Annotated in this window: 10 protein-coding genes; 1 reads left to right on the forward strand and 9 read right to left on the reverse strand. The window is 44.8% G+C overall.

Translation table 11 applies throughout. The features are described from left to right. The first annotated feature begins 318 nt into the window (after positions 1-318). On the forward strand, positions 319-1,761 hold the full coding sequence (locus tag AC58QM_RS13750; RefSeq protein WP_497284809.1) for an S-layer homology domain-containing protein: 1,443 nt from the start codon (positions 319-321) through the stop codon (positions 1,759-1,761). Between the two features lie 61 nt (positions 1,762-1,822). On the opposite strand, the gene AC58QM_RS13755 is transcribed toward AC58QM_RS13750, so the two are convergent. The 9 genes from AC58QM_RS13755 to AC58QM_RS13795 form a co-directional block, all read right to left on the reverse strand. Continuing rightward, a complete protein-coding gene (locus tag AC58QM_RS13755; RefSeq protein ID WP_497284811.1) occupies positions 1,823-3,247 on the reverse strand; it encodes a LamG domain-containing protein in 1,425 nt (474 codons plus the stop codon). Positions 3,248-3,412: 165 nt separating this feature from the next. Beyond that, positions 3,413-5,986, reverse strand: a complete 2,574-nt coding sequence (locus AC58QM_RS13760; protein WP_497284813.1) for a DUF5054 domain-containing protein — start codon at positions 5,984-5,986, stop codon at positions 3,413-3,415. Between the two features lie 75 nt (positions 5,987-6,061). Further along, positions 6,062-6,814 (reverse strand): glycerophosphodiester phosphodiesterase, encoded by a 753-nt coding sequence (locus AC58QM_RS13765; protein WP_497284815.1) that lies wholly within the window; start codon positions 6,812-6,814, stop codon positions 6,062-6,064. Between the two features lie 110 nt (positions 6,815-6,924). Then, positions 6,925-7,644 (reverse strand): ThuA domain-containing protein, encoded by a 720-nt coding sequence (locus tag AC58QM_RS13770; protein WP_497284817.1) that lies wholly within the window; start codon positions 7,642-7,644, stop codon positions 6,925-6,927. A 31-nt stretch (positions 7,645-7,675) separates the two neighbouring features. After that, positions 7,676-8,734 carry a Gfo/Idh/MocA family protein gene (locus AC58QM_RS13775; protein ID WP_497284819.1) on the reverse strand — a complete coding sequence of 353 codons (1,059 nt, stop codon included), beginning with the start codon at positions 8,732-8,734 and terminating at the stop codon, positions 7,676-7,678. 45 nt (positions 8,735-8,779) lie between these two features. Then, the gene (locus tag AC58QM_RS13780; protein WP_497284821.1) at positions 8,780-9,805 is read right to left on the reverse strand and encodes a LacI family DNA-binding transcriptional regulator; all 1,026 of its coding nucleotides are present in this window, start codon (positions 9,803-9,805) and stop codon (positions 8,780-8,782) included. Between the two features lie 33 nt (positions 9,806-9,838). Continuing rightward, positions 9,839-10,423: an HAD family hydrolase gene (locus AC58QM_RS13785; RefSeq protein ID WP_497284823.1), complete on the reverse strand. Its 585-nt coding sequence runs from the start codon at positions 10,421-10,423 to the stop codon at positions 9,839-9,841. Beyond that, positions 10,416-11,432 carry an ABC transporter ATP-binding protein gene (locus tag AC58QM_RS13790; RefSeq protein ID WP_497284825.1) on the reverse strand — a complete coding sequence of 339 codons (1,017 nt, stop codon included), beginning with the start codon at positions 11,430-11,432 and terminating at the stop codon, positions 10,416-10,418. The genes AC58QM_RS13785 and AC58QM_RS13790 overlap by 8 nt, the downstream gene beginning before the upstream one ends. Beyond that, positions 11,425-12,480 carry an ABC transporter ATP-binding protein gene (locus AC58QM_RS13795; protein WP_497284827.1) on the reverse strand — a complete coding sequence of 352 codons (1,056 nt, stop codon included), beginning with the start codon at positions 12,478-12,480 and terminating at the stop codon, positions 11,425-11,427. The genes AC58QM_RS13790 and AC58QM_RS13795 overlap by 8 nt, the downstream gene beginning before the upstream one ends.

Here is a 12,480-nt window from a genome sequence, read left to right on the forward strand (position 1 = left end):
AGTGGAATTTTGCTTAGTTTAGATAGGTACAATTGCGGTATTCCACGTACACTTGCTTCACAGATAGGGTACATCTCTCAATAGGGCATCCATTTTTCCGCTCACTAAGAGCTTATACGATTGTTGAACAGTACACGACGAATCAGTAATATACAATGTCAGCCTTGGTGATGGCTGTATTCCCTACAATTCGCTAAAAATAGTGGTTTCTCGCGTGATTTTCATTGGAAAATTAGCCCATTTCGCTCATGACAGCGAACAAGTTGCCTGTTATGCTAGCCTCAAAATGCTGATTCAACGATATTAAGGAGGCTGGGTATGTATTCATTTTGGAGAAAAGCTTCGCTGCTCCTAACTGCCGGTGCACTGGTATTGACAGGTGTAACCGTAGGGCAATCTAGGGCTAGCGCAGAGGCAGATATTTATAGCTTTGATCTGAAGAAATTTGGCGGCGAGCGGAATGACTGGCTTTCGTATGTGACCGCAGAGGTTCCATTCGTCATTACGTATAATACAACCAAGGTTGTGTCTACAACTTCAACCGATACCTTGTTCTATTCGCGAGATAATGGGGTAAGCTGGATCACACTCACACGCGGGGAAGGCGGCGCGCTAACACTTCCGATTGATCCTAGCCTCACTTCAGTTCGCTTTCGCATCCATGTTTGGTTCGATCCGCTCTTGGGCAGTAACAGTGAGGACGATTATGTGTCACCTCCCTACGCTGTGAAGCAGCCTGGGGCTCCCACCGATGTGAAAGCCACAGCCAATTCCAATGGATCCGTGACTCTAACTTGGCTGGACAATTCGAACATGGAAACTCGCTATGACATTACGCGAACAGGTCCTGATGGCAAGAAGACGTTCTCCCTTTCAGGTAAAACAGATTCAATTGGTCAGGTTTCCTTCATAGATACACAAACAAGTAAAACCAATAATACTTGGTACGTGTACCAAATTAAGCCCATCATTGACCAATATGCTATTCCCGAGTATTTGGTCCCCGGAGAGGCCGTCACGATTGTGGAATCTACACCTCCACTCGGCCAAATTAAAGACATTCAAATCGATGCGCCTCTCTTGAAAGGATCAGGTATACAACCGATTCTGAAACCAGGAAAAACCAAATTAAACACGCTCGATGACATTGCTAAAATCACCGTTTCCCCTGATCTCATTGGCAGATTGGACGGCGTTATTACGAATGTACCAGATATCTTTGCCGGCGCCAGCCCATGGGCTTTGCCTGAGTTGAAGCAAGCTTTCGGGCTGGGATTAGCAACCAGTGAAACCTTGAGCAAGTACACAGAGGCGATCACGAGAGAGGATTTTGCTGGACTCGCCGTTCGGCTCTATGAGAAGCTGACGGGGAAAACGCTAGCACCTGACTATAATCCCGTGTTCAAAGATACGAATAATGTGCAAGTGAACCAGGCGTATCGGCTGGGTATCGTGAACGGCTTGACGAACGATACCTTCGGGCCTAAGAGCCCCATCACCCGTCAAGAGATGAGTGTCATGCTGCTGAGGACGGTGAGATTAGCGAAGTCAGGCATAGCACTAGATACAACTTTAAAAACAACCTTTACCGACTCTGGCTCCATCTCGAGCTGGGCGCAGGATGCCATGAACTTTGTTGTAAACTACGGCATTATGAATGGTGTTGCTGGCAATAAGCTCGATCCACACGGTAATACTACGCGGGAGCAGGCGATCCTTCTCTCATTGCGTACGTATTTGGCAACAGCGGTGCTGAAGTAGGGGGACGCTGTACAAGAATTAAAAAGGCATTCACTCCTGGGAGTGAATGCCTTTACTTCGTTTATTTAATTGTTGTAGGATTACCATGAATGGATCCATTTCGACCATTGCCTGACGCATCTTGAGCACCATCTCTAAATGTCCAATATCCTGCAAGATTCGAATCAATTTGTGTTTCAGCATGGTTATACATGTCTGCTTGGATTTCGGTTTTAGATCTGACTGTTGTCCAGAATCTAACTTCTCCGATCTGACCTTTGAAGTATCGAGCAGCATAATTAGCATTTGCGGTATCTAAGAAATCTACGCCGATGGTAATTGGGGATGTATTTTTCCGGTAATATACGTATAGTTGCTCTTTATTCAGTTCCCCATTGATATATAACTTTATAGTTCCAGTCGTATCATCGTATATAGCGGCAATATGATACCAAGTATTTAAATTAAGAGCAGCATTAGAATCGAGTTCATTCCCATCACTAACCTGAAAATTAATTTTATCATGAAGGCCGTCATTTAAACGCAGTGTAAAGGAGCTGTTATTTTGCTCTTGATATTTGGACACAAATGCCGTTTTCCATATGTAAGCCTCCGGTTTCACCCACGCTTCAATCGTGAACGACGATGAATTATAGGCCACATTATGCGATATTTCTACATAGTCTCCATTACCATCGAAATGTAAAGCCTGATAAGGTTCTGCTGCTGCCGTCACAACAGACACCACATTCGACTCTCCCGCATGAATGCCACCGATAACATCCAACTTAAATTGATAAGACGTGCCCGGCATAAGTCCGCTTACGATATAAGTCGCTTCGTTAACACTTAACGACGCTACCGGAATAAACGCATTGTCACTCGTAGTCTTCTTAAGTAATCTTACACTATCTGCCCCAGCTGGCTTGCTATAGGTAAAGGTCGCATAGGTAGCTGTTGTGGCTGTTTGGACAACACTCAAATCATGGATAGGATTTACAACTGCGATGGGCTCAATCCTAGAAAGTAAATAGGCAATCTCATCTTGGGGAACAAACTTGTTATCGCCATTCATATTCCATTCTTGATGCTCAGGTAACGCTAAAGCAATCGTTGAGACGTCCTCGATCGTAAATACGTCGTTTGGGTGAACTACGATAGGAGGCAAAGTAAACACATACGCTCCAGTGCCATTAAGCACACTTGCCGTAAGCACATGCACACCTGTGCCAAGAGGAGGCAATGCAAGCTTTACAACCGAGTAACCCTCTACGTCTTTTGCAATAAGCTTTTCTCCGCCTTCAAAAATCTCAACCTTGGCACCTATTGGCGCTTGCACGACAACTTCCGTTGGCGCGTTCGTTATGACTGTTTGCTGAGGTGAGATAACAGAAACAAGTGCAGCAGCTGCAACCTGATCTTCATTCCCCAACAAAGCATAGCCGCTGGAAACTAGCAAAACTGCTCCCAGAATCCATCTAGCAAATTTGGTCCATGTCTGTTTCATTATGATCCTTTTCCTCCCAATCCGATAAATGCACTTATTTATGACAAGAATTGTATTTTTATTATAGTAACACTGCCATTCTACCAAACAGAGTAAGATACGGATAGCATTTTTTTAAAAGAAAAACAGACAGCTGCACACCAGCTGTCTGTCTCTTCATCCGCTTTATGTAAACCAAAGCTTCATCGTTTTAATCTCACAAGGATTCAACGTCACAGCAAGATAATCGCTGCCAAATTCAACTTTTGTTTCCTTGGTACGCTCGACCAGATCGCATTCCTTTACATCTTTGATTTTCTCTGTAAATGGCAGCCTCACCGCTAGGCGTGTATCGTGTAGATTTTGGAAGCGTACAACGTAGGCGTCACCTTGCTCCGCTTTTTTGAAAGCTAGAATATGGATCCCTTCCACGCCCTCTTGCAGCAATTGGTAGCTTGTAGGCCCCGCAGGATCCCAACCAACTGTCACCTGAGGCTGCATGCACGCTTCGACAGCTTGCTGCTGTACGCGTCCTGCCTGCCAATCCCCTGCATGAGGCACTAGCCGATAAGCGTATTGGAAGCTACCGCTAATCCATTGTGGGAAGTTCGTCCCCCATTGATTGTTAAATAAGTTAAAGTGCAGGATAGGTTTCTCGGGTACATACACTTTGGAATAGTGATAAATTCCTTTTTCACCAATGGAAAATAACGGCGTATCGAATGGAATAATTGTCAAGCCAACTTGTTCATCCTGTACGTCAACCCATTGACTAGCACAATGCAAGCGTGTATTCGCACCTCTCTCAATATCGACAAGGGGATTTACGACACTGCCTAATTTCTGAAACCGATAATTCGGCTGATCCGCGTTCAGAGCAAATGTGAAATGCCCACTCTCCGCATACGCCGTAGAGGCTTTACGATGAACCGTCACTTGCATATCGGCATACGATTGATCTTCTTCCAAGCGGAGCGAGAGGGAAAGCTCCTCCCCATTTCCAAACTCCTCATAACTTTCATTCGGCGTTGTGAAACGGATCTCAATACGGCCCCAGCCATCGCCATTGGAGGTCTTAACATCAACAAGATGCAGCCCATACTGCTTATGATCGATTCTAGGATAACCTGGTTTTCCAAAATCGTTCACATACCAATCCGTTAGATCATAGCTGTATGCTTTTACAAAATCCAGAATCTCCTCTTTCCCGTAAACATCATATTCGTATTGTGCAAATCGCCCGTTTACGGCCCATTCCTTCTCATTTTGCTTATCATAAAAGCTAGTCACACGGCCCGATTCGCTGTTGACTACGATGCGTATGGCACGGTTTTCCAAAACGGCGTTTTCACCGTCTTTAACCGCAATGGCACCTGTATGAACGTGACCCAGGACTTCTGTATACGCAAAAGTTCGATACCCCATCGGTCCCAAATCACCAATGTAGGCCTCACCACTTTCATTAACGGCATAGGCTTGCTTCGTTTCTCTATCCGTAAGTGTACCGGGCTTACGATGATCAAGTGCGATCTTCACGTGCTGTCGTTCCCAAGCAAGCGGGTTATACACACCAATGATAGTTGAATCTGTGACTGTAAAAGGGTGAACTTCACTTAGCGCTTTCTCCGCTTGGTCTACGTAGTTTTTTTGCTCAGCCCAAGAAGCTTCTGTCTTGATGTAAGAGTCTGGAAACATAGTGCGATCTTTCTGAATCGCTGCCTTTCCAAAAGCGCGCTGGCTGTTACGGCCAGGCAATAAATTCGATTTAATATCGATTCCCCACGTATGTTCGCCGAATAGCAGCGTGTGTTCATAAGCCTTCGCTATCGCATTCTGGTGATCATTCTCACCCAATCCTTGCAGTTGCTCCAATGTTGCTAAGCTCTCCCGTGCTGCAATATCCGAGCGCATCCGCCGTACCCGTGACACTTCTTCCGGATAAGTGCCAATTCCATGAATCCATGTATCCGCTAAATCCTTGCGAATGACAGGGATATCCTGATAGTCTCTAGCCTCGAAGTCGCGTGCAAAATCATCCATCGTCCCGATTTTGACCTCGGTATTTGGATACTTGATCGCAATCTCATCCAACAGGTCTTGCACCACTGAGCCATCCTGTGGACCGTAGTTGTCTTGCGTTTGCAGCAGCGCTATCCAGATCGGATAGGGCCAATCCTCTGGCGGCGTCAAGTCTGTGCCATAAGCCCCCTTGGAATAGTAGGTTAATACCCTGCTGCCATCTGGACCTTCCCAATGAAACAACCGCGGCAAGTCAACCGGTGAAGAGCAGGAGTTTACGCCTAAATGCAAAAACGAAATGCCTGCATTTTTCAATAAAGTAGGCAGCATCCATGTGTGGCCGGGGACGTCCGTCATTTTAGCAGATATCGCCGTATGCCCATATTGATCACGAAGTTTTTCTGAGATGTATAACCCTCTAATATATTCTTCAGTGCCGCAAAACTCTGTATGTGTCGTAAAGGGAAGTCCATGCCAACGCAATTGCCCGTTCGTAATTAAGGCCTCCAGTCTTTCCTTTCTAACTGCATCAGGTGTAACCAAGCATTCCTTCAACATCCACGCAGGCAGTGTCCACACATAATGATGATCAGGACCATCCTTTTTCGTGTCTTCACATACAGCTAGAACGTCGTTCATCATCTCTTCTCTATATTGGGAGACGACATTGCTGGCCAAATCCGTAAAACCCAAGTCTACGTGAGTTTTGAAAACAACATATATTTTCTCTAGTTGCCGCACTGTTCTCTCCTCCGATATCTATAAATTATGGATGAATTGTACACCGTCGCCGTTTTGAGCAGTTTCTTTTCGTATTTATCCCCTAACGCCATTCCTAACTTGTACCAAAGCAGCAATATTGCGAGAGGTAATCGAATGAACCCCCATCTCCATAAAATGCTTCATCTCATCTTCTGCATTTACCGTCCAGATGTAGACATCCAGCTTATGACGGGCTGCTGCTTGAAGGAGTTCAGGTCCTACAACACGATAATTTACGTTGAGTCCGAAGCAGTTTGCGCTCAAAGCGTCCTCGCAACTAATACGAGAAGCTTCTCTTTCATTTAGGGCTAAAAATAACGACGTATCCACATTCAGCAGCTTGCGTAAGCGCGAATCGGTTCTGTTCACAACGTGGGCACGGCTGGTCTCACATCCGCTTAGAATGACCCGCTCATGCAGTCCATTTTCTTCGACGAATCGGGAAACTGGCTCCACACATGCATCGGATTTCAGATCTAGATTCACGATCTTACCTGATGCCTGAAGGATAGGCAGAACTGACTCCAACGATAAGATTCGAATGGTCTCGCCAGGAGTCCCGTTATGGGCTTTGATATCCAACTGACTCAGTTCTGCGTAGCTCATGTGGGAAATCCTATATCCCGTTCCATCTGTGGAATAAACGTTGTCGTCGTGAGAAAGTACAAGGACGCCATCAGCAGTTACTAGGATATCTTCTTCCACAATATCAGCCCCGCTGCGGAGCGCTGTTTCTATTGAAAATAAACTGTTATCGGGTGTACCCATACACCCCGTATGGGCAGTTAGTAAGGGATATGTCATCATCTTCACCTCAATCAAGAATCTTTGCGAATCCAAGCGTTGTTACCTAACTAAATTGCAAACCAAACAGCTTCTTTCTCCATGAAAGAAGCTTTCTACAATAAGCTGCCCACTCACTTCTTGATTTCCTCAAGCGGTTTGTGATGCCCATAAAATGTCTTTTCTCTTTTCACTGGGGCTGTCCATTTCACAGCATTAGCAATGACCCGCTGCACATCTTTGTTGTGATAGGTTGGATACGTCTCATGGCCTGGACGGAAATAAAAGATTTTCCCTTGACCACGACGATACGTACATCCACTGCGGAATACCTCCCCCCCCTGGAACCAACTGACAAATATTAATTCCTCAGGTGTAGGGATATCAAAATGTTCTCCGTACATTTCCTCTTCTTCCAAATCGATAAATGGACCGATTCCCTCTACAATTGGATGTGATGGATCAAGGACCCACAATCGCTCTTTCTCATCAGCTTCTCGCCATAGCAGATCACAAGAAGTGCCCATCAATTTGCGAAACAGCTTAGAATGATGTCCGGAGTGCAGTACGATGAGTCCCATACCTTCATGTACACGTTTACAGATACGGTCTACGACGTTATCCTGAAAGCCTTTATGCTCAACGTGTCCCCAATAAATAAGGACGTCCGTCTGATCCAACTTTTCTTGCGTTAAGCCATGCTCTGGCTCATTGAAAGTGGCACACTGAATCTCAAAACCATCTTGGCTAATTCCATCCGCAATAGCTCCGTGCATGCCCTTTGGATAGATGAGAGCCACCTCTTCTTTTCTTTGCTCCTGGAGAAATTCATTCCAAATCGTTACTCTGATCATATGAGCCCTCCCTAATGCTAGTCGAAAGCATTTATAAGCTTCGCGTCACGCCATCCTTTGCTGAATCGATGATCGCTTGCAGCACTTGTTGGTTACGGTATCCATCCATAATCGTAGGGACCGATGAAGAATTATTTTGCTCCAAATAATCCATAAAGTCCTGCAGCATCGGCTTCACGGACCTCTCCTCCAAGTGAATGGTGGACTCGGTCAGTTGTAAATTGTCGCCAGATCTGAGCGTCAAATGAACCTCATTCGGCTTTTCAACTGAAATTCGGACCGTGCCCAAGTCGCCAAACAGGGTGACGTTAAATTGATTTCCTGTACCAATTGCATTCTTATGCGTATAAAAAGAGCCCATCACGCCGCCATCAAGTACGCACTGGAAGCCAGTAAAATCATCCACATCGACTTCGGCATATTCTCCCGTTCGCTTATCTAAACGACGATCAATAAACGTGCTCATCATACCGGATACCTGCGTAAACTCGCCTACAAAGAAGCGTGCCGCATCCACCATATGTGAGCCTATATCCGCTAATATGCCGGATCCTGCCATCTCTTTATTAAACCGCCACGTGTATTCCTTATTAAACATCGGCGCGTTTTCCTCTTGCAGATAATGAGCAGCGATATGCCGAATCCGCCCTAAGGCGCCATCCGTAACCAGTTGCTTCACATATTGAAAGCAGGGTCTGTACCGATAGGAGAATCCAATCATACAGGGGATCGGATTTTGCTCATATAAGCGTAACAGTTCATCAGCCTCTTCCATCGTTCGCGTAAAGGGCTTCTCCGAGAATATGGGTTTGCCGTTCTCAATCGCACATTTCAAAATGTCATAATGGTATTTATTCGAAACCCCAGAAATAATGAAGTCGATGTCAGGATCAGCTATGATTGCTCGATAATCACTGTATCTCTTCTCTTTTGGCAAATTCAGGCGATCTCCAACCTGCTCCACTGCTTTCACATTCACATCACAGATGGCCGCAACGCTTGTATTGGCCACTTTCGCAAGATTGTTCCTATGATAATCGCCGATACCGCCAAGGCCAATAATACCTGCTTGCCATTTTCGAGTGCTCATTCGGCTCCCTCCCCTATTTGCTTACCCTGTATGACCCTGTAAAGCTCAAATTGTCGAACATGAATTTCGTTCTATAATTTTGCTTTCAACAATGACATTCTCAGCGAAGTCACCTGGAAGCACGCCTAATTGGTGCATTAAAATTCGAACAGATTGCGCTCCTAGCTCAGAAGGCTGCAGATCCATACTTGTCAAAGAGGGGTTGGATTGAACCATCATGGAATGATCTCCACAGATGACAAATATAGAAATGTCGCCAGGTACACTGAGATTCAAATCCTTGATCGCATTAAGAACACTGAATGCTGTACGGTCATCATCTGCAATAATCGCAGTGACCTTCTTCTTCTGTTTACCAAGGATATTCATTGTCTCCTCGTAGCCATAATCCAAGTATTCACTTGAACTCAAATCGGGCTTATGATGAATCATGTGTTCCTCAACGTCGAGTCCACGTTCATTCATCACTTTGATAAAACTATCTTTTCTATCAATTGACACCGTCATAAGCTCATTGGCATTCAAAAACATAATGTCCTTATGACCTCTATCAATCAAGTATTCGCATATACTGAACATAATCTGCTGATTATCGTTATCAACACTTGAGGAATGTTCAATATTCTCATTCATCACGTGACCAACGGTGACAAATGGGATCTGGCCCATATGCATCAGATTAATGCGTTCATCATTGGTTGTGGGTCGCATAACGACAGCACCGTCAATCGGATAACTTGTCAAGAACGGCGTTTTCACCTGCTGCAAAGGAATAATATCCAGCAAGACCCTATACCCATAATACGACGCTTCTAGAATAACCCCATTGATAAATTGCGTATGGAACGCGCTAAAGAAGAAACTGCCATGCGGAATGGTTAACCCAATCGCCATCGTTTTCTTGGTAACTAAGCTTCGCGCCGTGTGATTGGGGACATAGTTTAATTGCCTGGAAACGCTCATGACACGTTCCCTGACTTCATTACTCGTCGGTCTTTTTTGGCTAAAGACGTTGGAGACCGTCCCTTTTGAGACTTTCGCTAATCTTGCGACATCATCAATTTTAGCCATCGTTGCATAAACATCCCTTCATTCCAAAATCCTCTATTCTAGTTGCTCGTTTAACTTTTCTACTAATTCTATTAATTCCAATGGATGGTTAATGGTATAGGCAGGGATTTGACTCTCGTCTGCGTGTAATTTAGGATATCTAGGCGTCCAGCTCAAGAAGATGCTTGTTATCCCCATTTCATTCGCCCCTTTTACGTCACGGCTCAAATTATTGCCCACCATGACAATGCGTGAGACATCCTGTTCACCCAAGTCTAATGCCCCCATCGCAGCTTTAAACATACGAGGACTTGGTTTCGATGCTTTAATCGATTCCGAATAAATCATCGTCGTGAAGTAATCATATAAGCCATTTTGAATCAACATGTTTTTGAACGATTGCGCCCTGCCGTCGGCTACAAGAGCCAGTATATAACCACGCTCAGCAAGTGTCTTCACCATAACATCTGCGCCTGGAATCAGACTCGCCTGAATGACAATATCTTGATCATCTCTAATTTCGGTTCCTTCATCAATGATTGTATCACCGCAGTCTAGAAACACAATAAGCCTCTTCGCGTTAGGATCAATTGTTGTCGTATCATTGGTTGATACAAAATTCGTTGTCGGTTTACTCATGGATTACACCTCTTAAGTTTAATTCGCTTGCATAATGACAGGCCGCATAATGATTGTTGCCTATGTCCTGCAGCTCAGGTTCTTCTTGTATACACTTGTTGGTCTTGTACATACACCTCGGATGAAAATGGCATCCACTTGGAGGATTGGCTGGGTTCGGAACTTCGCCTTCGAGAATGATTCGATCTTTCTTATAGTCCGGATCAGGTTCCGGTACAGCAGACAACAGAGCCTCTGTATAGGGATGCTTTGGCTGATCAAATAGCGCTTCCACAGGTGCTAATTCAACAATTCGACCCAAGTGCATAACAGCCACCCGGTCAGAAATATTTTGCACAATCGATAAATCATGAGAGATAAAAATATACGTAATCTGAAGCTGCTGCTGCAGGTCTTTTAATAGATTAATAATTTGCGCTTTGATCGATACGTCCAAGGCCGATACGGCTTCATCACACACGATGAGTCTAGGGTTGGAAATAAGTGCGCGCGCAATCGCGATACGTTGTCTTTGCCCTCCGGAGAAAGCATGCGGATACCGTTTGAGATAACTGACATTTAATCCTGTTTTTTCGGCGATCATGGTCACTTTTTCATCTAGTTCCGCTTTCGTTAACTTAAAGTTGGCAAGCAGCGGCTCAGAAATAATGTCATAGACACTCATTCTCGGGCTCAATGAGGAATACGGATCCTGAAAGATCATCTGAATATCTTTTCTGAATTTCTTAAATTCTTTCCCCCGAAGGCCTAGAAAATCAACATTCGCATCGCCTTCCGGATGGTAAATCACTTCCCCTGACGATGCATTCATGCCCCTCACGATGCAACGGCCTAGCGTCGTTTTCCCACAGCCTGATTCACCGACTATACTTAAGGTTTCTCCCTCCATAAGTTCGAAAGAAACGTTGTTCAACACTCGAACGGAGGAGGGCTTACTAAACAACTTATTCTTGTCTTTCACTTCAAAATTCTTGATTAGATTGTTTACTTTCAATATAGGCTTAGACATGCTTATTCTCCTCACCTTCATTCTTGTAAAGAAAACATCTAACCATATGATGATCCGCTATTTGTGTTTTGGGCACTGCTTGTTTATTGCATACCCCTTCAATCCGATCCTTGCACCGCTCATAAAAGCCGCACATAGGAGGCATGTCGATAGCCATCGGAACAGTACCTTCGATCGATTCCAAGCGGGTATTGCGATTACCAGCTAATCTCGGCATCGAGTTGAGCAACCCTTTGGTATAGGGGTGCTTAGGATTTTTGAAGATCTCCCCGACCGTTGATTGCTCCACAATTTTGCCTAGATACATGACAGCTACTTCATCACACATCTCAGCAATGATGCCTAGATCATGCGTTACCAGGAGAATTGCCATGCCAAACTCTTTTTGAAGTCCCTTCATCAGCTCCATCACTTGCGCTTGAATGGTTACATCGAGCGCAGTCGTGGGCTCATCGGCAATTAACAATTCAGGATTGCAAGATAACGCCATGGAGATCATCGCACGCTGACGCATACCACCTGAAAACTCATGTGGGTATTGGTCAAATCTCTTCGCCTCATCCGAAATGCCCACTTTACTTAACATTTCAAGCGCAATTTTTTTCGCTTCTTTTTTATCCTTGGTGCGGTGGATGAGGATCGACTCCATGATCTGATTGCCAATCGTATACATCGGTGAAAATGCCGTCATCGGCTCTTGAAAGATCATCGCAATCTTGCGTCCGCGAATGGATCGAATCTGCTTACCCTTTGTATCTAGCGACAACAAATTTAATTCATTAAGCGCTTTCTCCGACGTGGAGTGATACACAATCTTGCCTGAAGTTTCACACTCTTTGGGATTAATACTGATAATAGCTCTGCTGGTTAGACTTTTCCCACAGCCAGACTCGCCAACTAGCCCAAGTGTTTTTCCTTTTTTTATTTCAAAATCAACGCCATCTACAGCTCTCATTTCCCCATTATCCATCTGAATACGAATCTTGAGGTCTTGAACGGACAGTAGGGGTAGTTCGGTTTGCGAATCAATAACAGCTTTTGATGTCAT

This window comes from Paenibacillus sp. J22P165 (assembly GCF_059692015.1).